Annotated in this window: 18 protein-coding genes; 2 read left to right on the top strand and 16 right to left on the bottom strand. The window is 39.2% G+C overall.

Features of this window, described 5'->3' with window-relative positions:
* Positions 1 to 54 precede the first annotated feature (54 nt).
* Positions 55 to 1,566: a helix-turn-helix domain-containing protein gene (locus tag JZO85_RS06115; RefSeq protein ID WP_207107617.1), complete on the top strand. Its 1,512-nt coding sequence runs from the start codon at positions 55 to 57 to the stop codon at positions 1,564 to 1,566.
* Between the two features lie 149 nt (positions 1,567 to 1,715).
* Here JZO85_RS06115 and JZO85_RS06110 read toward each other — a convergent pair whose 3' ends face one another.
* From JZO85_RS06110 to JZO85_RS06085, 6 genes are all read right to left on the bottom strand, one after another.
* Positions 1,716 to 2,444: a winged helix-turn-helix domain-containing protein gene (locus tag JZO85_RS06110; RefSeq protein ID WP_207107616.1), complete on the bottom strand. Its 729-nt coding sequence runs from the start codon at positions 2,442 to 2,444 to the stop codon at positions 1,716 to 1,718.
* Positions 2,445 to 2,597: 153 nt separating this feature from the next.
* Complete coding sequence (locus JZO85_RS06105) at positions 2,598 to 3,686, bottom strand: WxLIP family cell surface protein (RefSeq protein ID WP_207107615.1); 1,089 nt, start codon at positions 3,684 to 3,686, stop codon at positions 2,598 to 2,600.
* Positions 3,687 to 3,786: 100 nt separating this feature from the next.
* Complete coding sequence (locus JZO85_RS06100) at positions 3,787 to 4,428, bottom strand: WxL domain-containing protein (protein WP_207107614.1); 642 nt, start codon at positions 4,426 to 4,428, stop codon at positions 3,787 to 3,789.
* Between the two features lie 12 nt (positions 4,429 to 4,440).
* Positions 4,441 to 4,803, bottom strand: a complete 363-nt coding sequence (locus tag JZO85_RS06095; RefSeq protein ID WP_207107613.1) for an EF2685/EF0750 family sortase-dependent surface protein — start codon at positions 4,801 to 4,803, stop codon at positions 4,441 to 4,443.
* 22 nt (positions 4,804 to 4,825) lie between these two features.
* Entirely contained in the window at positions 4,826 to 8,578 is a 3,753-nt protein-coding gene (locus JZO85_RS06090) for a WxL domain-containing protein (RefSeq protein WP_207107612.1), read from the bottom strand.
* Between the two features lie 502 nt (positions 8,579 to 9,080).
* On the bottom strand, positions 9,081 to 10,187 hold the full coding sequence (locus JZO85_RS06085; RefSeq protein ID WP_207107611.1) for a tyrosine-type recombinase/integrase: 1,107 nt from the start codon (positions 10,185 to 10,187) through the stop codon (positions 9,081 to 9,083).
* A gap of 834 nt (positions 10,188 to 11,021) precedes the next feature.
* On the opposite strand from JZO85_RS06085, the gene JZO85_RS06080 reads away from it, so the two are divergent.
* Positions 11,022 to 11,276, top strand: a complete 255-nt coding sequence (locus JZO85_RS06080; RefSeq protein ID WP_347401785.1) for a YiaA/YiaB family inner membrane protein — start codon at positions 11,022 to 11,024, stop codon at positions 11,274 to 11,276.
* Between the two features lie 119 nt (positions 11,277 to 11,395).
* Here JZO85_RS06080 and JZO85_RS06075 read toward each other — a convergent pair whose 3' ends face one another.
* From JZO85_RS06075 to JZO85_RS06030, 10 genes are all read right to left on the bottom strand, one after another.
* The gene (locus JZO85_RS06075) at positions 11,396 to 12,388 is read right to left on the bottom strand and encodes an aldo/keto reductase (protein WP_277988930.1); all 993 of its coding nucleotides are present in this window, start codon (positions 12,386 to 12,388) and stop codon (positions 11,396 to 11,398) included.
* A gap of 184 nt (positions 12,389 to 12,572) precedes the next feature.
* Entirely contained in the window at positions 12,573 to 13,820 is a 1,248-nt protein-coding gene (locus tag JZO85_RS06070) for an L-lactate MFS transporter (protein ID WP_242550237.1), read from the bottom strand.
* A 10-nt stretch (positions 13,821 to 13,830) separates the two neighbouring features.
* Positions 13,831 to 15,777 (bottom strand): oxidoreductase, encoded by a 1,947-nt coding sequence (locus tag JZO85_RS06065; protein ID WP_207107608.1) that lies wholly within the window; start codon positions 15,775 to 15,777, stop codon positions 13,831 to 13,833.
* A gap of 97 nt (positions 15,778 to 15,874) precedes the next feature.
* Positions 15,875 to 16,756 carry a LysR family transcriptional regulator gene (locus JZO85_RS06060; RefSeq protein ID WP_207107607.1) on the bottom strand — a complete coding sequence of 294 codons (882 nt, stop codon included), beginning with the start codon at positions 16,754 to 16,756 and terminating at the stop codon, positions 15,875 to 15,877.
* Between the two features lie 306 nt (positions 16,757 to 17,062).
* Entirely contained in the window at positions 17,063 to 17,773 is a 711-nt protein-coding gene (locus JZO85_RS06055; RefSeq protein ID WP_207107606.1) for a winged helix-turn-helix domain-containing protein, read from the bottom strand.
* 16 nt (positions 17,774 to 17,789) lie between these two features.
* Positions 17,790 to 18,020, bottom strand: a complete 231-nt coding sequence (locus JZO85_RS06050) for a hypothetical protein (RefSeq protein ID WP_207107605.1) — start codon at positions 18,018 to 18,020, stop codon at positions 17,790 to 17,792.
* 15 nt (positions 18,021 to 18,035) lie between these two features.
* Entirely contained in the window at positions 18,036 to 20,303 is a 2,268-nt protein-coding gene (locus JZO85_RS06045; RefSeq protein WP_207107604.1) for a WxL domain-containing protein, read from the bottom strand.
* Positions 20,296 to 20,628 (bottom strand): EF2685/EF0750 family sortase-dependent surface protein, encoded by a 333-nt coding sequence (locus tag JZO85_RS06040; RefSeq protein WP_207107603.1) that lies wholly within the window; start codon positions 20,626 to 20,628, stop codon positions 20,296 to 20,298. Before JZO85_RS06040 ends, JZO85_RS06045 begins: the two co-directional genes overlap by 8 nt.
* A gap of 4 nt (positions 20,629 to 20,632) precedes the next feature.
* A complete protein-coding gene (locus JZO85_RS06035) occupies positions 20,633 to 21,697 on the bottom strand; it encodes a WxLIP family cell surface protein (protein ID WP_347401784.1) in 1,065 nt (354 codons plus the stop codon).
* A 110-nt stretch (positions 21,698 to 21,807) separates the two neighbouring features.
* The gene (locus tag JZO85_RS06030; protein WP_207107601.1) at positions 21,808 to 22,476 is read right to left on the bottom strand and encodes a WxL domain-containing protein; all 669 of its coding nucleotides are present in this window, start codon (positions 22,474 to 22,476) and stop codon (positions 21,808 to 21,810) included.
* Positions 22,477 to 22,711: the final 235 nt, after the last annotated feature.

Below are 22,711 nucleotides of genomic sequence, written 5' to 3'. Positions count from 1 at the left end.
ATATTTGAATAAAATTAAATATATACTGTTTCTTATAAAAAACGGAGGTCTACCATGATTCATTTAAATAATTTCTTGGGAAATGAGTCAGTAAAAGAGCTGGAGCTGCTCCGAGTATTATATAAGAACCCTCGATTTATAGACGTTGAGGAATTAAGTACCCAATTAAAAATGAATCGACATTCTATTTATAAATACTTTGATTTATTGCAGAATACCCCTTACATAGAAGAAAATAGATCAAAAGAAATCTTGCTTGCTAAACGTGGTCAAGGATATAAATTTACTGGAACTAAAAAAGACTATAAAATTATTTATCAACAGGTCATTCAAACGAATCCATTTTTCAAACTAGTGGAACTACTTTTACAGAATAATGAAATAAATATCATAAAATTCACTCATGATAATTTTATTTCTGAATCGAAGGTTCGAAAGCGCCTTTATGAGTTAAAGCCTCTCTTTGAAGATATCGGACTTTCCTTAAAAAGAAGAGATGGAAATGTCCTACTGCGTGGAGACGAGGCAAAAATTCGATTTTTCGCAGTTGCCTTTTTTTGGAATATCTACCATGGGTCCTATTGGCCATTCCCTGGTATTTCTGAGAAAAAATGTGAAGAACTTGTAGCTAATATTTTTGCTAAAAATACTATTAATTACAATGACATAGGCCTTAAGCTTACCTGTTACGTTTTTGCCGTCACTATTCTACGTTTTAGAAAGGGCTTTCGTATTGAGGAGAAGAAAATTGACTCTATCAAGCATTCTCCTTATATCGCTAAAAACTTGTTGGCAATCATCTTGAGTACAGATAGTGATTTCAACACGGTATTGTTAGAAGAGCTACATTCAAAGTATCTTTTAGATCGAACAGAAATCTACTTTCTGATTCTTTGGTTCTATTCCAACTCTAATTTTTATTTACTAAATAGTAAATTGGTTCATTTCTTAGACAAAGCTCCTGCAGAACTATTGCCCTATCCAAATCCTTTCAGCGAATTATTGAAAGACTCAAATCATTTTTCTGATTTTGACACCTTTTCAACGAACACTAAACAAAGCTTTTTAAGTACAATTTTAGCAGGCTGTCTATCTGTAGAACTGTTTAGCAAAACAAGCTTTACAGTAACTGGATACGAAGTAGAAAAATATATAACAAAGCATTTTCCAAAGCTATTGTTCCACACGACCAATTTATTAGCCCAATCAGCTGTTTATCCTGATGACCCCGATAAACGTCAAGGATTAGCTCTAACATTTGCAATAGCAAGTACGCTGATTGAAAGTCCCTCTAAATTTGCAAAAAAAATTAGAATAAAAGTAGAGACTGACTTGCCTACTGTCCTTGAATTTTTTGTCATCGAGCGGATTAAAAGTACTTTTCAAAGCTTTTACAACCTTGAAATAAGTAACTCGATAGCCTATCAAAATGCGGATTTCTGTATAAGTACAAATTTTCTTTCTGAGAGCGACTCCTTCGTTGAAACGTTGCTGATCGATGCCCAGGTAACTCTTTCAGATATCCTCACTATCAACCAGAAAATTCTTCAGATTTTGGATGCCTGATTATGCTGGGTTTGAACGGATTGCTCTATAAGTCTTTTCAAAAGACAGAGAACCATTATATAAAACAAAAGTGTACAGAAAAGATAATTTGAAGTGTATCCTGTCACGTAGACGGAATACACTTCATTCCTTTTCTGTACACTAAAAAATTACGATCTCACGCCAAATTCGTTTTTTGCTAGAAAGGAATGGATAGTCAATCCCATTCGATACCCCTTTCCCCAAACCGTTTGCAGCTCAGACTTTTCAAATCCGACTTCCTCAATCTTTATTTTTATTCGATTAATTAACGATGATAGTTGGCTCAGGTTAGAGTTTGTTGGAGCGCTTTCCCATAAACTTTGACAAAAGTCTTCTCTTGCAACAGTTTTGCTTTCTGCCTTGTACAACTGGAGGAGCACTTTCCGTTCGTTGCTGGATAGCCCAGAAATAAAGTGTTGACATTTGATTTCTGATAAACCTTTAGCATTCATTTTATTTAGTGATATCTGATTTTCCTGTTGTGACTCCTTTTTTTCTGAAACATTGTTTCTTGCAATTACTTCTACGAGTTCTGCTGTTGGCGTTTCAGCATCGATCCAATCATCAATATCCTCTAACATCCATGAATACTCTCCACTTTTGATTAACTCTCGATCCCCTTTACGGACAATTTTGCGGCCGCTTTTGAGCAAAATTGGTAAACAATCCACTAATTCTAGAGTTGAAATCGTATCGCTAAGGATTATTACAGAAAAGTGTTGAATAAGTTCCAAACAGTCCGCTGCCTGATACAGTAAACTAGACGAGCAATACACCTCGTCATTTAACCGTTGAAGGGCGCTTTGAAGGTCTTGTTCGGCGAGTGAATTTTTCGTTAGTATTAAAATTTTAGTCATAATGTCCCTCCGTTGTTTTGAGTGTTTTAGCAATTTGACATGCAAGTCGATTATTCTTAGCAATTTGCATCCAGTTAAAACACCCCTACGCTATTCTGAAATTTTATTAGCTTAGCACCAAAAAACTGATGCGTGATTTCTATCCAGCTCTAATTAAGATTTGTTTTTATTTTTTTCATTCTTCAATTTTTCCAATAATGCTTTTTGCTGTTTGTTTTTGCGAATCAAATAGATTGCTACTAAAACAGCTACAGCAACGATTGCTCCAAGAATAATAACCAGGGTATAACTTTCAGGCTCAACATCTGGATCAGCTTCATTAAATTTATTTGCTTGTTCGCGGGTCACTGTAAACTCTTCGTTGACTGGCCATTTATTATTTCCAGAAACGATCGATCCAGTCAAAACATAGTCACCTGCTTCATATTGCTTCCCTTTCATAGAAACAAATAAGTCAAAAATGGTGTTAGGGGCAAATTGCATATCTTTTTGATCTGTTTTAGCGATTACCTCATCTGATCCTTTTTTCTTTAATTCAGCCTGATAGTTCACTTTATTTATATATGTAGGAGTGCTGTTGCGTACTTTCAGAGACACTGCATTTCGTACGTTCAATTGGTCCGCCTGAGCTCCTTCAAAGACAACTTTTGGTGTTACTAACTCGTCATTATTTCGCAATAATAAGGCGATTTGATAGCCATAAAGATTTTTTAAACTGGTTGAAGTTTCTTTGCTGGATTTTTCGTCATTATTCTTGTTCGATTCACCTTTTTGAGCTAAGTAAATCCCCCCAGCAATCACGCCTTTGAATTCTTCCGAGGGCATAGTGATCGTTAATTTCAACTCCCTTTCTTCCCCTGGAGACAACGTAATCTCCTTTTCTGACAATTGCACAATATCTTCAATATTGTGTTTTAAACTTTCATCATATATACGCTCTTTATTATTATGATTGGAATATTCAACTACTCCGCCAGTGTTAGTCATTGCTGAATTTATCTGCGGCAATATAACTACATTTTCATCTGTAGGGTTTTTCAGTAGAGCTGCAATTTCTTGTTCGTCTCCAGGATTCATAAGCAAATCAAAATAGGAGACTTCCTTATTGTATTGATTATCAGGGATATTAGGCGTCACGCTAAATTTTAACCCGTCAACTGCTTGGGCTGTTTGGGCAAATGCTAACCCACTAAAAATCAGAAATGTGCTTAGTAAAAAAATAACAAACTTACGGCTTTTCATGTACTGACCTCTCTTTTATTTCATCTTATTTATCATAAAAACTGGCTCAAACATTGCCTTAAAAATCAGAAATGTTTGAGCCAATCTTACTCGTAACTTATTAAGTTGCTGGAGTTGCCGAAACAGTCCAAACGATTTCAGAATCGTAGGTACCTACTGATTTAGCAGATGCCCCCGGTACGTCCAATGTAAAGTGTGTTAAGTTTAAAGTAGTTGTCCCTTTTCCGACAGAACCAGTTTCAGTAGCTGTTGCACCCATTACTTTTTTCTCCTGGCCAGGAATTAACGTCAATTTTCCAGAAGTAAAATCAGTTGAACCAGAAACTGGAACTGAAGTTGGATCACCATATGCAGCCAATTCTGCTGAAGCTAAATCATTTGTACCATCATTGAATTGAGCCGTTTGTTGAACCGTTACACTCCAGCCTTTGCTAGCCGCACTACGGCCATCGATTACCTTTACCGCACCTGTTGTAAGATCCGATGCTGACGCGTTTTCATTATCGGTTCCGCTGTCAGTTGCGTAATAAGTCTTATCCGTGTCGTACTGAATCGTATGCGATCCAAAGTCAAGGTCATCTGGTAAGTCAGAGCCAACTAACTCTAAGTCCCCTTCAACATAAGCAACATGCCCATCTGTTGTTTTAGTGACCGCTGCAGCAGCTGTTGGCAACCCCGCATTCAAACTTAATAGTGAAATCCCAACGACTCCACACACATAACCTAATGTTCTTTTCTTCATATTATTCTCTCCTTAATTTTTTTTATAATAAAACAACAAGTGTTTTACTAACTTAGTTAAATAAAGCATGATACAAAACGCTATTATGCCTATCCCTATACCAACTGTCGACCACTTTATCAAGCTGCCTGTTTGCGGAAACTGCTTATTGGATTGTGATCGTGAGTCAGAGGAAGGTCGTGTTTTAGAAACCGTTTCTTCTTTCGTATTGCTCTCAGAAGTTTTTGTGTCTTCTAAATAGAAGCCAACTTTGCCGGTTGAACCATTTTTATTATTTTCCAATTCCTGAGCACCGTACCCAATAGAGGTGTTTGCTAGAAATACGAACAGGCTCAAGAACAGGCAAGCAAAAATTCTCATCAGCTGCTTTTTCATTCGTTCTTCTCCCTTCCTCCGTTTACGGTACATTTGACACCAGCCACTCTATTTGAGTTGTATAGTCACTAGCATATTTTTCAGCGGTGCTAGGGATCTCTAGCTTAAATTTTTCAAGCGGCAATTCAACGATTCCTTTACCTTGTCCATTTGAGGCTAGTAGCAACTGACTTGAGACATTGGGGGTTAGGGTGACTCTTTGATCACTTACACCGCTTGGTGCTCCTCCAGTACTTTGACTCAAGTCGGGTTGTCCAGCATGAAACGATAGTTGAGCTCCGGTCAGTTCTTGATTGGAGGCTGTCTTAAATTGAGTCAGCTGCTTTACTATCAGACTCCAACCAACAGTGGATAAGCGAGTATCCTTAACACCGACCGCTCCTGTTGTCATATCTGCCGCCGCAGCATTCTCATTATCACTTCCGCTATCTGTTGCGTAGTAGGTCTTATCTGCGCTGTTTTCTATTTTATGTGTCCCAAATTTTAACTGATCAGGAATCTTTGCGGTTAACAATTCTAACTCCTCGACGATACTATCTGGCTGCCACTGAGCTGTAAAAATTACATCTGCTTGTGCCATCGTATACGTAGCTGGTGAACTGGATAAGAATGGATTTTGATAGATTTGATTATCCACACTGTTTAGCCAACCAACGAATTTGTGATCGGATTTGACTAAATCACCTTGTGGAGCGACATTCACTATATCACCTTGGCTATATAATGTTGGATCATTAGGAGTCGTTCCGCCATCCGCTCCGTTGGGATCATACGTGACAGTATATTGCTGTTCACGTCGGACTAGCATATTGATCTCGTGTAAAATCATGTCTGGATTTACAACACTACTCTCATCAGTAAAAATTCGTTCTGCTGATTTATGATTAAAACGTCTCGCAGTCAATTTTGCTTCAGTGTAGTCGGTATCCGAGGTAAACAACTTGTTCTGAGCAATCTGAGATGTATCAACAGCAATATCGTTATTCGTATCCGTCCTAACAGCTGTCCACTCATAATTCGCATATTTTTCAATATTGAAATCTGCAGCTGTTGAATAAGGTGTCGTCGGTGTCGCATTGAAAGGATCAGAAACCTTTGTTTCATAATTTTCAATGATTTTAATGTCCTCTAGAGACCCATCTGTATCTATTTGATGATTCTCTACATAAAAAGCAGGATAGCTTCCTTTATCGGGTTGAAGGGTTTTAGAAGTTGCCTTAATACTCAACTCATTGGGTTGTTCATTCCATTCTTCATCATAATTCTTGTTATTATAGATGGTGAGAATCGGTTGTCCTTCTGAAGAAATCCCAGCAAACCAGATTGGATATTTTTGAGCTATTACGTCTATGCTATCGCTTAAATGCCCTTTTCGCTGACTCCCTCCGCCTTCAATGTTTAAAGAGATATTGTCGGTTCTAAATCCGTAGGTACCACTCTCAATCTCCATAGAGGTTCTATAAAGCGTCATATAGCCTGATTCATCCGATTCCTTAAGTTCGATTCCTTTGTCACTAGTTTTAATGGATAAATAGCTATCTGAGAAATTATAATTATTTTGGTCCATCCCTTTAATCCCAATCGCAGCATTGATAATCGTGGCATTGATTCCAGAGAACTCTATCTGTGTACTAGCCCCTTCATCTCCACTAGTATTATCCGCTTCTATAGCAATGTCTCTTGCTGAAATCGTTACTGGAATTTGATATAAATTGGAATCACCTGTAAAGGACAGCCTCAGGCCTTGTTGTGCAACGATACCCTTTCCTTCACTAGCGACAATGTTGATTTTCGATCCTGTATCATGCTCGGTTTCACTATACCCAGTAATGGAGATATCCCGTTTTGTCTGAATTCCTACTGAACGAGCATCCACATCTACGGTTATCACCCCTGCCGTATCTGATAATGCCTCTTCCAAGCGGATATCCAATTGAGCGGCTTTTATACCATGATCTCCCTTGGCCTCAACCGACACATTCTTATCTCCTACAATGCCAATTCTTGACTCCATTTCATCGTTTGAATAAATACCATAGGAGGCGTCTATTTCAATCGGTGCGGTTGTCTTTAAGCTTAAATCAACTCCTGAATGATCTAATCCCCGAAGTAAAATAGCTCCAGCGGACGTAGGTAATTCACCGCTTGAAATATTGTTGTCTGAAAATAACTGTTCAATCGTTGCCATGGTCGTATTAGACTCGCCAGTCGATTCGCCCAAAATAGAAATCTTTGGTTTTGGAGAGTCATACTTATTCGTAAGCATCTCCTCCGCTACGATTCCTTGTCCTTTGATAGCAGAGCCTGTAACTCCTACCTCTTGTTCTGGTTCTACTCGAATCCCTCCAGCAAAAATCCCCGTACCATCTGTTGATTGACCATTGATTGTTCCTGAAGTCAGTTGTATTGACCCCGCTGTAATCTCATGCACTCCGCCATTGTTATAAAAGTTTCTCATTATTATTCCAAAGCCTGTGTTGGTTGCTCCCTTTAAATCAGAAAGAAAATCCTCCCCGCTATGTGAATCAGGATAAGCTTCGTAATAATTCGCTTCTACCCCATTTCCCGATACGGAAGTACCAGCAATTTTCCCACCATAATTTAATAGGATTCCCTCAATAAAAACACCAATACCAGTAGAAGCTTCTCCCGTTAGATAGGCTTCATAAAAACGATCATTTGCTTCCCCGGCAGATCCATATTTTGTTTCTACGGCTGCTCCTTCTGTCGAAAAAACACCGTAGCCTTCTGAATTGGACTTACCGGTCAACTCGGCTCCGTCCAACGTATACCTAGTAAATACAGCCCCTGAACCCGAACTTCCAATTGCTTCTGCATGCATTTTTGTCCCGATTTCTCCTATATACTCGCCGTATGCATTTTCTTGCTCGAGCTTCTCTCGAAAAGCGCTCATTGCTGAATAATCCTCGCGAGCAGGCGGGTTTTCTTTTGTTACGCTAATGCCTGCTTGATTCGCCGAAGTATGAACATCTCCGGTAATGTTCTCCGTCCCATCAACCGTATAAATCCCAATTTTATTTGATGATACATCTAGTTTAACTGGCTTCCAGTCCAGTTCCTCTCTCTCTCCAATGATCAATTTTGAAACCTTGATTCCATAATCCAAATTGTTATGAACAGCCAAAGCAGAGTCACTTAAAATGGTTAACTCACTAAACGTGCCATCTGCAATAATGATTTGCTGAATCTGATTAACACCTGAAGGTTTTCTTTCAGAATAGAGTTCATTAATAGTGGTGCTCCCTGAATTCGAAAATTCAACGATGGTGTTCTCGTCGTACTGACCTTCTTCCTTCACATGAGTGTCAGGATCGTATGTACCATCCACATAATCTTTTGGTGTATCCATCAAGAGATAGCTTCCATCATTTTTCAAAACTATTCCTGTATTTGAAACAGTTATTTTCGAGGCAACAGCATCTGTTGTTCCTCTGGTATTTTTCGCAGCACTCTTTATATTCTTTTCGGGTTCACTATTTTCTGGAACCAAAGCATTGCTTTCTTCTGTGGTTTTGCCTTCATCAGATTCCTTTATCGGCGTTGATTGACTATTCTCAGACAGTTCATTTTCTACTACATTGCTCTGAGCAGCCTCTCGTGAAGAAGTATTCGTCGTTGTTGTTTCCGTCTCAGCTAAAGCAACCTCTGAAAATACTGGTACATTAATCCCCAGAACCACCCAAATGCTCAGCAAAATTTTTGTTTTTCTGATCACACCCCTCATTTTTATAAAGTTCTCAGACTTTTTTTCCAAAAACTATACACCTCCACTTTGACTCAACTGGATTAGAGTAACTATCTTGATCAAATTTCAGCAACAGCTGTTCAATCATTATGATTCGCTCCAGTCCATCATAAAAACCAAAAAATTATGATATCGAATAGGTTCATTTCTAACTCTCACAAAAAATAAGCGAAACTTTTCGTTTTCTCACCCATAACTTTTAACAAAAAAAAAGGTTATCTGGTAAAATGAATCATAGAAATAAACACCCATTCATTTTTGCCTTGGTCTTATAAAAACCAAGAAGCACGTCTAAAACGTTGGTGTAAAAGTGATTACAAGCGGTGTTTGACGTAATCTGACGGCAAATAGAAAAAGAATGACAGGTGTAATGTAGAATTGTTCGATTTTTTTTTGAGGACTGAAGATTTCATAATTGCTTTACTATCACCGTCTTAAGTAAGCGCTTTCTTTGAATTTGAAAAAGAAAGCACCCAAAATTGTGTATTCATTTTTTTAAATTGTTTAGTAATTACTGAAGGATTTTCTCCAGTTGAACAATGACATGCATTCGCTGCTCCATCATCGAATCGGCATAGGTATCTAATGTTAATTGCGTAGAAGTATGTCCCAACATAGCGCTCACAGATAAGATATCTCCTTGAGCCTCCAAACAACGAGTCGCGAATGTATGACGCAATTGGTGGAAATGAATATCCTGAATACCTGCTTGATCACGTAAACGATGAAAATGATACGTCAACAATCGCGGTTCCATTGGTCGACCATTTTTCGAAAATACATAAAGGCTAGTTGATTGCTTCCTTAATCGAAGTAATTGTTTTTTTAGCTTCATACCGAACGGAACTATTCTTACCGCTGCTTCGGTTTTAGCAGTATCATAGCTTAGCTGAGTCTTTTGCGTCTCGCTTGTCAAAGCAAGTCGTTGATAAGTATTATTGACATGTATGATGTCTCGTTCAAAATCGATATTCGACCAACGCAATGCCGCAATTTCCCCAATTCGTAAGCCCGTATACAATGCCAAATAGGTTGGTAATCCCCGTGCCCCTCCTTCTTTTAAAGCAACCTTTTCCAAATTTTGTTGTTCTTTTTTTGTCAACGAGCGAATCTTTTTTTTCTTCTCTTTTGGCATTTTAATAGTAGAAAAAGGGTTCTCTTTCAAATGATCTAACCTTTTTGCATGATTTAAACATTGACATACAATACGCATAGCAGCTTTCATAGTGGAGGCCTTTAAGCCTAAACGAACCCATTGCTGGACCAATTGTTTTCCTATTTCAGAGTTCAACTCGTTTAATAGCTGGTTTCCGATAAAAGGAAAAACATATTTGATTAGTTTGTAGTGATAGTTCGCATAGGTAGATGGCTTCACCTCATATTGAATCGATTGTAGCCATTGATACCCCCACTCCTCAAAGGGGATACAGGAACTTCCTTGAATTTTTTGAATGGTTTGATAATGAACCTTTAATGGATAAAGTTTTACCCGCACTTCTTGCAAGGTCTTTCCATAGACATAGCCATACTTTACTTTTCCATCAGCCTTACGTCCTTTTTTATACCGTCCTTCCCAACGACCATCTTTTCTCTGATAAATATTTTCTCCTCTACGCATGTGATTCTCCTTCTATATTGACGGCGCAACTGACGTTCTAAACGTACAGCTTTTGCCAGATAATTGTGATTTCGAAGCCTCAATCATTTCTTAATTAATCTCAATAATTTAATTTCACGATATTTTACTAATAAAAGTCAAAAAATAAGTTGATATTTCACTCTATCTGACATATAATGTTGCTAACAAATAATTAATATCACGTTATATTTGTTATCTGTTGATTGTTTTACTATCTTGGTCTTTATAAAACCAAGATAGTTAATGGGTATATACATTGTGAAAAAAACTATGAGCTGACTCTTCTGGGAACGAACCTAGAAGAGCACTTTTTGTATACAATCGAGTAGCTCTTGATAAGACGAGTAAGGACTAACGATCAATACACAACTTCGAAAATCATCAGTATCGAAAGATTATCATGCTAAAGATTACACAAGAGCTCAAAAAACTACCTTGTTCAGGATTATTTTTTATCATTGACTATTTATCCATAGAAATTGTCAGTTGAGATGCTTTAGTACTGATTTGAAAAAATAGGTAAACAAAATCACTTATTTTCAACTGAGAACAGCGATCAAAAAAGCAATTGATATTTATTATCATTTAATATAAAATATACTTATTGTTTTGAAAAAAATGATGGATAATGTTTTGAAAAAAGTGGTGCTTGGGGGAAAATGTTGTTTGTTTGGTTTTTTGGGGTAATTTTCTACAGAGCAGATGTATATCCTTTCAAATTTATATGTTCATTATGACAATAACTCAACTATTCATAGTGCCACGAGATGTTTAATCTTTAAAGATTCAGGAGGTGATTTGTTGAATAATAATATTAAAAAGAAAGCTTACAGGAATACACCAGCCTTTGTGTTGTTATCTTGGGCTACATTCATATTCTTTTGTGTACTTATACTTATTGGTCTATATACATTAAAAGAACCATTGATGGTCAAAGGATACTATTTAATGGGTTCTGTTGGTTTAATCTCCTCTTCTTTTACTCTTTCGAAAGTAATTCGAGACAACCAAGAAGATGAAGAGAGATACAATAAAATGTTCCGCGTTCAAGACGAAGATGAAGCGTAATAAAAGCCTAAACTGCATAGAACTATGCAGTTTAGGCTTTTAATTTTATTTATCCTCTTTTTACTTGATGAAATCGATTGGGCAGAAATAGACTATTTTTAATCCGCTGTGAACCAAAATTATTTCTTCGCTAGGATCCGCTCGATCGTTGACAGTTCATCTGCACTGAAATCTAGATTATTCAGTGCCTTTATATTGTCTTCTAATTGACTTAGTTTAGATGCTCCAACTAATACGCTGATAACAGATTTTTGCTGCTGATTCCACGCCACCGCCATTTGGGCTAATGTCTGACCACGCTGTTTTGCAATTTGATTCAGCTCACGAACAATTGACAGCGTATCCTCCACATTTTCTTCATTTAAAAATTGAATCTCAGAACGGTGTGCACGAGAATCTTCTGGAATTCCATCCAAATATCGATCTGTCAATAAGCCCTGTGCCAACGGGCTAAAGACAATAGCTCCAAGCCCTTCTTCTTCCAACACATCTGTTAATCCATCCTCAATCCACCGATCAAACATGTTATACCGTGGTTGATGAATAATAAAAGGCGTCTTTAATTCTTTAAAAATTTTCGCGATTGCGGCGGTCCTTTCTGCATCGTAATTGGAGATGCCAATATACAGAGCCTTCCCTTGTCGAACAAGCAGATCCAAAGCACCCGCCGTTTCTTCTAAGGGTGTATCGTAATCTGGGCGATGATGATAAAAAATGTCAACATAATCCAAGCCCAATCGCTTCAAACTTTGATCACAGCTGGCAATGATATTTTTCTTTGATCCCCACTCGCCATAGGGTCCAGGCCACATATAATAACCGGCTTTTGATGAAATGATCAGCTCATCACGGTAAGGCTTTAAATCCTGAGTCATGATACGTCCAAAATTCTCTTCAGCTGCTCCTGCAGGCGGACCATAATTATTGGCTAAATCAAAATGTGTAATTCCTCGATCAAAAGCCCCTAATACAATCTCCCGCTGCTTTTCAAAATGGTCATAGCCGCCAAAATTGTTCCACAATCCCAGTGAAATCGCAGGAAGCTTCAAACCTGATTTTCCAACTCGATTGTACTTCATCGTTTCATACCTTTTTTCATCTGCTACGTACATCATAACCCTTCTTTCTCATCTATTTTTTCCTGAGATGTCCGAAACAAGCTCAATGACATCCTTCCTTCAAATTTTACTGCGGATTCTGATTCAGAACAACTAAAACAACCATAATAAAATATTTAAGATAGGAAAAAACAAAAGTCAGAAAAGACTGCCAAGCAGCAGTCTTCTCCGACCTTTTTTATGCTGTTTCTTCTATTGAAGCTGCCTTCTTTGTCATAATCTTATATAGTCCGCACAGAAGCAGCCCTATCCCACTTAGCCCTGCGGCGATTATGAACGCATTTTGATAGGAGCCTTCGCGCTGTAAAACACTCCGCATCACGGTTGGACCAAAATAACCTGCTAAGGCAAAGCCGATAAACATAATTCCATAGTTTACACTGTTGTTTTTTGCTCCAAACTGATCTGCTGTAAATCCTGGGAAAATCCCCATAAAAGCGCCAAAGCAAAGGCCGATGATCGAAATTCCTATATAAAACAAAGCAGTCGTTCCTTCACTGGTGAAAAAGAGTACCGTTACACCCGCGATAGAAAATGTACAAGCAATCATCAGCGTATTGATTCGTCCAATCCGATCCGATAAATAACCTGCGATTATTCGACCACAAGAATTAAACAGAGCTAAAATAGAAACTGCTGAACTGGCTGCTAAAATATCCATCCCAATCATTCCTTGTGCAATTCCTGCCGCCTGAGAAATTACCATCATTCCACTAAAGGCACCACAGGTTAATAGAATGATCATCACATAAAAAATCGGTGATTTCATCATTTCCTGCCAGTTTTTTTCAACGCTTTCCACGCGAGCATGGTTTTCCTTTGGCTGCCAGCCTTCAGGTTTGAAATTTTCTGGAGGTCGTTTGACAAAGAAACTACTGATGATTATCAACGCCATAAAAATTCCACCAATCATCTTAAAGGCCGTCGGGGCACTTGATTTTTCAACAATCATAGTAACGATCGGAGAAATCACAACTGCGCTTAAGCCATAAACCGCGGTCGCGATCCCGCCAACTAATCCGCGTTTATCTGGAAAATATTTCACTACCGTAGAAATCGTACACCCATAAGCCATTCCTAATCCAAGGCCGCTAACTAGCCCATAGCTAACAAGAAGAAAGCCGGTGCTTTTAGCAAAACCAGACAAAATCAAGCCGCCTGTAAACAGAATGCCTCCAACTAGAATCACATTTCTTGGTCCAAAGCGGTCATTGAACCATCCTCCTGTGATCATCGTAATCGGACCTACTGAATTCGCTACTGTATAGACCAACGCTAAATCGGCTGTTGTTACCAACGATCCCGAGAAAGAAGTTAAATAATCTGCCATCGGAGTAGCAAACACGCTCCACGAATAAATAGAACCTAAACAAAGATTAATCACACAACAAGCAATCAATATCAGCCATCTTTTCTTTTCCATCATAGTCGCCCTCCTAAATATCCATCGCAGCATGATAGCCTTGATAAACAGCTGTAGTGATGGTCGATGCCCGAACAACATCGCCAATCTCAACGACGAATGGTGCAGCATCCAAAAGTTCTTCTGCTACGCTTCTATTTGGTCGTTGACCAACCGCGACAACTACTGATTTCGCAGGGATTAATATCTCTTGGTTGGAAGGACTCAAACACCATAATCCTTCTGATGTGATTCTCACCCCTTGATGTTCTGTTTTTACATCTACTCCTTTTGCCAGCTCTTGAATTAGTAACGGTCGATGACGAACATTGGCATCCGGCGCTACTTCTTTTCTCATTTCGACAACGGTTACCTTTTTGCCTTGGCGGGCAAAATGGATCGCTGCTTCACAGCCTGCCAGACCTCCACCTAAAATCACAACAGAATCTTTAATTGCATCCGGCTTTTTATGATAGTTATTGATCAATGTTACATTCGGTCCGTCAATCCCCTCAAGCTTTGGAAGGATCGGAGATGATCCAGCAGCAATAATTAACGCATCTGGCTGTTCTGCCTCAATATTCTGTTTGTTCGCTGCTGTATTTAGGCGAATATCAACTCCTAAATCACGCGCTTGTTTAGCAAAGGTTTGACCTAATTGATACATTTCATATTTGAATGGAATCGCTGCTTCACAATTTAGAATACCGCCCAACTCAGCATCCTTTTCAAATAAGATGACTTGATGGCCACGTTGTGCTGCTGTTTTTGCGGCTTCTAAACCGCCTGGCCCTCCACCAACTACCACGACCTTTTTCTTTACAGGTGCTGGATAAATATCGGTCCCCTCCAGCTCTCGCCCAATCAGTGGATTGACTGTACAGCGACGAGTAGTCGTTTCCGCACGCTCGGCCATACAAACAAAACAGCGAAGACAATGAACAATGTCTTGATCCTCATTTACCATTACTTTACGCGGTAAAAACGGGTCTGCCAAAAGCGCTCTTGCCATTTCTACTACATCGGCTTTCCCAGAAGCAATAATTTCCTCCATCTGCGCTGGATCATTCAGACCTCCGATTGTTGCGACGGGCTTTTTAACCTGTTTCTTGATCTCTGCCGCTAGAAAAACATTGGTTCCATGTTCGGTGAACATCGAGGGATGAGTGATTCCAAAAGTTCCTTGATACGTACCAGCTGATACATGAATCAAATCAACATATTCTTCGATTCTTTTAGCAATTTCTACACCTTCAGCAATATCATATCCGCCCTCAACAAATTCCGATCCGCTCATCCGAAATTCAATAGGAAAGCCTTCGCCAACTGCCGCTCTGACACTCTTCAGCACTTCCACCGCAAATCGGCAGCGGTTTTCCAAGCTTCCTCCGTAGTGATCCTCTCGTTTGTTAAAAAGCGGTGAAAGAAATTGATTGATCAACCAGCCATGGCCGCCATGAACCATGACCATCTCAAAACCTGCCCGTTTTGCCAGCCCAGCTGCTTCACCGTAGGCTTGGACAATCTCGTTAATTTTCTCTTGTGTCAATGGCTGAACATGGATGCCATCAGCACGAACCGTTGGAGAAACTCCCCATTGAGTTAGTGACTGCTTCTTAGTCTTATCAGCCAGGTAAGTGCCAGCAAATTGACCCGAATGAGATAATTCAACACTTGGAATTGATCCATGACGGCGAATCGCATCCGCTGTATAGGTTGCGCTTGCTAAAGAACCAGGGATACTCAAATCCAAATGATAGGCATGGGAACCATCTGTCTCGCCATGAACCATGACCTCAGATACTGTTACTGCCCCTGCTCCTCCCTTAGCCCTTAATTCATAAAAAGCTTTAGAGGCGGGACCAATACAGAAATCCGCGGTAATATCTGTTCCCCCCATCGGCGCAGAGAACATTCGATTCCTGAACATCACATTTCCGATCCTAATAGGTTTAGATAGATTTGGGAATTTACGTTTCATTTCTATTCGCTCCTGTCTTGTTAAATGATTAACAATATATTTGCTCTAACAGTAGCATAGATATGAGTCACTCCTCTATCAACAAAAGCGGTTGTCCTTATCTCTTTTTGTTACAACTAAGCAGGTAGTTTTCTAACCATTCTACCTGTTGAAGCAGCTCATTAGAATGAGGGTAAATCAGATATACATCCCAGTAAATAGGCGTTTCTAGTGGAATCATCTTTAATTTTTTCATATCAAATGCATCCACTGAAAAATCCAGAATGATCCCTAAGCCTTGGCCGCTTTGACACAGCTTATACAACAGATGACTGTCCTCTGTTAACCCAACAATTTTCGGTGATATGTTATTTTGTTCACAATAGTGATTGAACTCATGAAAAATTTGATACTTCTGGTTTAAAATGACGATTCGTTCATTTGCCAAATCTGCAGGAGTGATCACTTCTTTCATATATAATGGATGTCCTTCATAAATCAATACTTTAGTCTCTCTTCGTGCGATAAAGACCTCATCAACATCCTCCAAATTGGTTTTTCCGATAACTAAGCCCGCATTTGCCTGCCGCATGTATATGCTATTCTTAACTTCGTCATTAGGCATTTCACTCCAAGAAATCTCGATTTCCTTATGATCCTCAATAAAGTGAGCGAGCCCATCAAAGGACAAAGCATTTAATGATCCTCTGGCGCAATGGAGAGTTAACTTGTTTTCTCGCTCATTCTCCTGTTGAATCGCAGCATTGATAATACTGAATTTATCCAAAAGCTCTTGACTATGCTCGTATAAAATTTCAGCGCTCCTAGTCGGCTCCATTCCTTTGACACTTCTGACAAAGAAACGGGCATTGAGTTCATTCTCCAATTTGTTAATGATTCTGCCTACGCCTTGAGCAGTTAAAAACAACTCCTTCGCTGCCCGATTCATACTTTTTAGTTGGTAGACCTTTTGAAAGCATTTTAATTCTTCAAAGTTCATTTCTTTGCTCCTCCCCCATCCTATTACCTAATAGACTTCACTAATTCCTTTCCTTTGTCAATAAGTATAAAGAGAGGCGTGATGGTTGTGTACAGGTTGCAGCCAAAATAAATAGATAGCAGGTAAAGAGAATCATTGATTTTCTTTGCCTGCTATTTGAATCATTCAATAAATTCCATCTCTTCAATTTTAATTCTATTGATAGCCCTATTTTTATAACTTATCTGGCCTATTCCATCCGCTTATTTTTGACAAAAAAACAAGCCAACATTGTGCATTGTTGACCTGTTTTTAATCTATCCTCATTTAATGAAACTCATATTTTTCTAAAAACGAATGTAGCGTAGGCTCAATAAAGTATCCTTTTCCCCATAAAGTTTTTATATCTTGTTCATTCAATCCTACTAAGCTCAGCTTATTTTTTAGTCGATGGACAATCGTGGATAGCTGGCAAAGAGAGGAATTTGTAGGTTCACGGTTCCAAAGTCTCTCACAAAGCTGTTCTCTTGATACTGTTTCACCTTGTGCTTCATACATTCGTAACAGAAATTGTTGCTCTTTAGACGACAAACTAGAAACGAATTGGTAATAGCTAACGTCTGAGTAAGGAGATGGATCAGTAGAGCTACCTCCTTTAGAAGTCACGGTTTCTTTCGGTTTTATTGTGTATTTTGTGACCATATCAACAATTTCAGCAGCCGACATCGGATCTTCTATCCAGTCGTCTATTTCTTCAATCATCCAGTCATAGTCGCTTTGACGAACTAATGCTTTATTCCCTTTTCTGATTATCGGAAGCTTTGATTTCTTTAGCGATGACCAATAGTGTGATATCTCGATTGTAGAAATCGAATCACTTAGAATCACTAAAGAAAAAAATGAGAAAAGGTCTGAACATCGATCTATCTCAAAGAATAAACGAGAAGAACAATAGACTTCGTCGTTCAAGCGTTGAAGTGTATTTTGTAGCGGTTGTTCTGCTAAAGAGTTTTTAGTGAGGATCAATATTTCCGCCATCTATCGGTCTCCTTTGTTATCGATTTAAAAAATATGCCAATTGTTCTTGCCAATCTAGATAAAGCAGCACAGCTGCAACGAGAGCGGCAATGGAAATAAACAATAGGCCGCAATCTAGAAGGAGTGTGGTGCTTTTCTTGCCGATCACTAATCGTAACCGACTATCTTTCATAAAGAAGTATAAAAAGCTTCCTAGTGAAAGAATGCCCAGTCCGCCAGAAAGACCGATCCATACTTGTATTGACATCAAATGCCTCCTATCTTACAAAGTATCATCTAATGACCAGGTTAATTTCGCAGTATAATGCTTGCCGCGTTTCCCAGCATTTGGTGGAAGATGCAGGGTAACTTTGTCGAACGGAACACGTACTTGCCAAGTTCCATTTCCTTCACCGCTGCTTGCTGATACCAATGTTGTAGCTGTTGAACCAGCATCAAGGATGGTATTTGCAGAAAAATTAGAAGGCACGCCCGTCGGTGACGGATCGATTGCTTCTTGCTGCGATCCACGATTGAGGACCGATTCCAGCTTCATGTTTTCCATATACAAAGCAGCTCCTGCACCATTCGGCATTGCTTCATTCGATGTATCAGAAAAATCAGATAACTGTGCCGTTAGTTTCCAACCAGTACTTATCGTCCGATCGTCTCGCAAACGAGTATAAAACCCGCTTGTTACTACATTTGTATTGGTCTGATACAACGACGACTGCAAAGGAATCACTTGTGCGGTATTTTCTACACCCCAAATGCCATAACGGAAAGAAAGCGGTACGGAGAGCAGTTCCATATCATTGGACGGCTCATCAGGAAGTTCAACTTGCTCATCATCTAAGATTTGAACAGCCCCTTTTGATTGATTCGCATTGGCCGGTGGTCCCCAAGTCAGTTTTCCAATCGCCTCCAGCCATTCTTCCGCGTTTCCTTGGCAAATGGTCTTAAAAGTGATTAGATGGCTATCGCCAGGTGCTAAATCACTGACTGTAGTCGTGCCGTTTACTATATTATCAGACACACTATTTCCATCGAGTGTTACACTGCCTGGTACAAGTGTTAAGCCGCTAGGCAACTCTAAGTTTGCATAAATTTGTTCTGCCGGAATATTTCCAAAGCTTTCCATTGTCCACGTCCAAGTAACTTCTTCTCCTGAAGTTAGTCGTTGCTTTTCAGGTTTTAACTGGTTCTTCAAATCACTGACAGAAACAAACGTAATCGTTCCACTAAATTGCTTAGTCACAATAGGAGTCGTCCCCTCTGTTAATTGGTCAGGATCATATTCAAAAGCTAAACTATTTCCATCAACATCATCATAAACGATATTGGACATCTCAATAACATCTCCAGATATCGTAAAAATTGGTGACCCTCCTATTGTTTGATTCACAACGCTTAATCCAGCATGCGCACTTGTCTTTAAAAGATCGACAATCATTTTACCACTCTGATTAATAGGGACTCCGAATTGCAGCCTTTGATCTGAGGCATCGAAATCTTTAAGTTGAGTTAATCCATAGGCACTGGTGATGTCTGAGATTCTATTATTCATGCACCAAAGTTTTTTTAATTTTGGCATGTTGCTTACATCCAAGCTCGTTAGCTCATTGTCATAGCAGACCATGATAGTCATATATGGATTATTAGTTACATCTAAACTCGTTAATTGATTATTCCAACAATACAGACCACCCAGCTTAGTAGCTTTAGTTACATCTAAACTCGTTAATTGATTATCGTAGCACCACAACGTTTCCATTATTGGTGCCTCAACCATTTCTAAGCTTGTTAATTGATTTGCGTTAAGATACAATTGTTTAAGCCTTGGGAAAGCGGGTGGCATTTTGACATCCGTTAACTGATTACGGTCTAAAAATATGGTCTCCAACAATAAAGAATTACTGATATCCACTTTTTCTAATGTAGATTCCCGTACAGCAAGATACATCAGTTTTGTCTGAGCCCTCAAATCTAAACTGATTATTTTATTACCAATAAACTCCAAGCGTTCAAGGTTTACTGCGTATTCAATCCCCTTTAAAGACTGCACATTTCTGTGAAAGAACGATATATTTACGTAAGTTAGTTCCTCCATATCTTCAACTGTCAACTGATCTTTTCCTTTATCATCTCCAGACCATTGACCATATTGAGGCTCCCGAAGATCCGCACCTGTTCGTAAAATTTCCGCGAAATCTGCATCGATGTCCACTCCTTCAATCAGGGTTTTACCAGCTTGTGGCCGAATCGATTCTGCATCATTGGTTTTCTCTTTTGGACTAGTTTCACTGGATCTGCTATCGGCCTCTGGTAGATCTGATTCAGGCATTTCTGAAGTATCTGTTTCTACCTTTTGTTCAATGCTTTTAATAGAAGTAGATTCATTACTTGAACTTTGTGTTCTTGGATCATCCGCCACTGAACTTAGTGTAGAACTGATTTCGCTTGTCATCGTTTCTGCTGAAACGAACGGAAAATTACTAAATTGTGAAAGCAATAACCCTACTAAAAGCAGGTATTTTACACGTTTAGACATCAGTGATGGATTCCTCCTCTTTGAGTATGACATATAGAAACAACCAGAAAACCAGCATCAGACATAAACTGCCTAATATCTGCATCCACCGAGAGAGCACAGAACCGGTCTGTGGCAGGCGTTTAGCCGGCGTCCACTCTGTTGCGTGAACAGCATTGTCTGTTTTAGGGAGTACTTGGTTAATTGGTTCGTTTTTTGGCGAGTCATTTGTTGTTTTAACAAATCCAATCCCCACTGTTGTCTCCTTTTCTTGGGCAAAACCAGGTTGAACAACAGCAAACAGGGTCAATAAGACCAGCAAAAAAATAGTGCCTATTCGTTTCATTTTATCACGTCCCTTCGTTTTTTTTACTCGCTGCTTGCCACTTCCGTAAGCGAGAGAACAAAGCGGCAAAGAGACAAATGAAAATAAGGAGAAGTCCACCAACAACCCATGGTACCCATGACGGCAGCAGAACTCGGTAAACCGTTTCATCATTGATTCGATCAGCTTGTTCTTGACCAATCGTGAATTCTTTCGTCCATTTCCATGTTCGATCATCTCCTTGTGCTTTCCCATGAAAAACATAGGTGCCCGGTTGGAATTTCTCCAATCCTAAGGGAATCTCAAAATCAAAGTTTGAGTTTGGAGCAACAGAAAAGTCTTCCATCTTGTGTTTGGCTAACACATTTTCCTCGCCTTTTTTCTGCACGCTCCCTTGAATCGTTAGTTCTTGTAATACTTTCGGCTGATCATTCTGTATCCGAGCCGCAACTACTTTACGCCCGTTAGATAATTGTAAATCCGCTTTCTTAAGCTTTAAATCTGCCCCGTGATTAAACTGTTCTTCATCTTGTGTGAGCATTAAAGCCACTACCCGTGCATACTGAGGAATCAATCCCGTTTGATTTTTTTGCTCTTTATCCTTACGAACAAATCGTAACGAACCAAGCTTCACACCAGAAAATGCTCGTTCCGGTAAAGCAATCTCAAAAGAAACTGTCGTCTCTTCCTCCGGCTCTATCGTCACTTCGCTTCGATCATCTTTGATATGTACCAAACTGGTGATTGGATCTGTTAAACTCGGGTCTAACTTCGGTTTATTTTTGGCGTAATCGATCGCTCCTACAGAACTGCTGACGGCATCATGCACGGCAATTTTTATCGTTACCGGTTCTTTTTGCAGATTTTTAATCTTCACCTGAATCGTTTGTCGGTCATTTGGTGACATAGACAGATAAAAATACGATTTCGTCGTATCTACTTGATTTTCCGGAATCACACTCTCCACTGCAAACCCCATTTGAGCTGGTGCAGATTTGTCTTCTGCTTGACTTTCGACAGGGATGAACAACCATAACAAAATCAACATCAAATAGGGCAATCGTTTAGATAAATAGTTACATAATTTCACGAAGAGCCTCCTAAAACTCAGCACTCTTGACAAGCAGTCAATAGAAAAATTAGGGGGCGGCATTTCCTCCTCCCCCTAATCCTTCGTGCTTTTTTCGATTTGATTTATACTTAAATTACGTCATCCAATGACCAAGTTAGTGTACCTGTATATTGAGCTCCAGCTTTCGCTACATTTGCGGGTACTTCTAAATTAATATTGTCCATTTCTAAAGCTGATTGACCTTGGAAAGTACCGCTTCCAGCAGTTCCGTCTTCCAATACTTTAGTTGCAGCAGCACCTGCACTGATATTGCCTGAAGTAGCAGCAACAGCTGTTCTAGCATCAGTAGTAACTGATCCAGCAGATTCCGGTGGATTCACACCCTCGTATCCTTTAACTGCTGTAGTAAACTGTAGTTCTGCACCTGTTAACTTGTCCACACCAGTTCCACTTGCTCTAGGACTAGTTAACTCACTCAAGCTAGCAGTTAATTTCCACTCATCGGTCGCGCCAGCACGTTCATCTTTCACGACAGTATATTTTTTGTTTCCAGATATTTCTGGAAATGCCTTAACTGCTGTATTTACTTCATTACCATTATAAAAGTCCAAGCTAAGTGGTGCCCAAGTAATTTCTAGTGGTCCATCCTCTTGACCAGGTCCGTGTTCAGTAAACCCAATTCCGACATCTGTGTTCGCTCTGTCCACTTCTGCCGCCAACACGCTTGCCCCACTTGCCACACATAGACCTGCGACTGACAGGCTGGTAACTAAACCTGCAAATAATTTTCTTTTCATTGTTTGATACGCTCCTTCAAAATTCTTTTTTTTATCTAAAATGCCGAAGCATTTGAGACCGATAAATAACATCCTCTTCTATGGATACATACTTTGATATACATTTATTGTTTTTTTCGGTAAAATGGAAGTTACTTGTTTTTCTTAAAAACAAGTAATCCAGCTAAACTCTTGTACGAATCAGCTTTTTACGATACCGTGACCAGAAATTGACGGTCTATTTTTTTAGAGAAAA

Origin of the sequence: Candidatus Enterococcus murrayae, assembly GCF_017315985.1 — a bacterium.
In the GTDB taxonomy this organism is placed as follows: Bacteria; Bacillota; Bacilli; order Lactobacillales; family Enterococcaceae; genus Enterococcus_A; species Enterococcus_A murrayae.
Note: the sequence above shows the minus strand (reverse complement) of the source record. Positions and strands in the feature narration are given on the sequence as shown.

What these genes read in the sequence shown, in the direction of transcription:
- JZO85_RS06115 (WP_207107617.1), top strand. Translation starts at nt 55, where the DNA reads ATGATTCATTTAAATAATTTCTTGGGAAATGAGTCAGTAAAAGAGCTG.
- JZO85_RS06110 (WP_207107616.1), bottom strand. Translation starts at nt 2,444, where the DNA reads ATGACTAAAATTTTAATACTAACGAAAAATTCACTCGCCGAACAAGAC.
- JZO85_RS06105 (WP_207107615.1), bottom strand. Translation starts at nt 3,686, where the DNA reads ATGAAAAGCCGTAAGTTTGTTATTTTTTTACTAAGCACATTTCTGATT.
- JZO85_RS06100 (WP_207107614.1), bottom strand. Translation starts at nt 4,428, where the DNA reads ATGAAGAAAAGAACATTAGGTTATGTGTGTGGAGTCGTTGGGATTTCA.
- JZO85_RS06095 (WP_207107613.1), bottom strand. Translation starts at nt 4,803, where the DNA reads ATGAAAAAGCAGCTGATGAGAATTTTTGCTTGCCTGTTCTTGAGCCTG.
- JZO85_RS06085 (WP_207107611.1), bottom strand. Translation starts at nt 10,187, where the DNA reads ATGCGTAGAGGAGAAAATATTTATCAGAGAAAAGATGGTCGTTGGGAA.
- JZO85_RS06075 (WP_277988930.1), bottom strand. Translation starts at nt 12,388, where the DNA reads ATGTACGTAGCAGATGAAAAAAGGTATGAAACGATGAAGTACAATCGA.
- JZO85_RS06070 (WP_242550237.1), bottom strand. Translation starts at nt 13,820, where the DNA reads ATGATGGAAAAGAAAAGATGGCTGATATTGATTGCTTGTTGTGTGATT.
- JZO85_RS06065 (WP_207107608.1), bottom strand. Translation starts at nt 15,777, where the DNA reads ATGAAACGTAAATTCCCAAATCTATCTAAACCTATTAGGATCGGAAAT.
- JZO85_RS06060 (WP_207107607.1), bottom strand. Translation starts at nt 16,756, where the DNA reads ATGAACTTTGAAGAATTAAAATGCTTTCAAAAGGTCTACCAACTAAAA.
- JZO85_RS06055 (WP_207107606.1), bottom strand. Translation starts at nt 17,773, where the DNA reads ATGGCGGAAATATTGATCCTCACTAAAAACTCTTTAGCAGAACAACCG.
- JZO85_RS06050 (WP_207107605.1), bottom strand. Translation starts at nt 18,020, where the DNA reads ATGTCAATACAAGTATGGATCGGTCTTTCTGGCGGACTGGGCATTCTT.
- JZO85_RS06045 (WP_207107604.1), bottom strand. Translation starts at nt 20,303, where the DNA reads ATGTCTAAACGTGTAAAATACCTGCTTTTAGTAGGGTTATTGCTTTCA.
- JZO85_RS06040 (WP_207107603.1), bottom strand. Translation starts at nt 20,628, where the DNA reads ATGAAACGAATAGGCACTATTTTTTTGCTGGTCTTATTGACCCTGTTT.
- JZO85_RS06030 (WP_207107601.1), bottom strand. Translation starts at nt 22,476, where the DNA reads ATGAAAAGAAAATTATTTGCAGGTTTAGTTACCAGCCTGTCAGTCGCA.